General features: G+C 75.4%; 1 protein-coding gene. It reads right to left on the bottom strand.

All coding sequences use genetic code 11. The features are described from left to right. A partial coding sequence (locus N869_RS15920) for an FAD-dependent oxidoreductase (protein ID WP_232229886.1) occupies positions 1 to 398 on the bottom strand: 398 nt, incomplete at its 3' end. Positions 399 to 556: the final 158 nt, after the last annotated feature.

Below are 556 nucleotides of genomic sequence, written 5' to 3'. Positions count from 1 at the left end.
GGGCCCACCGCCGGCGCGACCCACCGCGCCAACCGCACCAGCTCACCCGGGCGCAGCAACCCCGACCGCACCCCGTCCACCACGGTGCGGCCCAGCAGCAGCGGCGCACGACGCGGGTCCGCGAGCAGCGCCAGGCCACGGTCACCACGCACCGCAACCCCCGGCAGGAACGTCCGCAGGTCCAACGCCCCCACATCCACCCGGTCACGCACCGCCGGGTACGCGGCGTTCAGCAGCTGGAACCCGCGGTCCACCAAGAACCCGTCCACCTGGTCCGTGCGCACCCGGCCACCGACACCGTCGTCGGCCTCCAGCACCCGCACCCCCACCCCCAGGGCGTGCAACGTGCGGGCGCACTCCAGCCCCGCCAGACCCGCACCCACCACCACGACGTCCACCCACCGCAGCGTAGATCGCCCACCCACGCACGACCACGCGCCCCGGCTCCCGCGCCCGTCGCTTCCGCCGTCGTCGTTGCGACCACCTACCGGACCACCCCACCGGACCACCCACAAAGGCACCGTCGCGCCCCCACCACCCCCACGGGTGGCACCGT

It is taken from the genome of Cellulomonas bogoriensis 69B4 = DSM 16987 (genome assembly GCF_000767165.1).
GTDB lineage: Bacteria > Actinomycetota > Actinomycetes > Actinomycetales > Cellulomonadaceae > Actinotalea > Actinotalea bogoriensis.
This window is presented reverse-complemented; position numbering and strand designations above follow the sequence as displayed.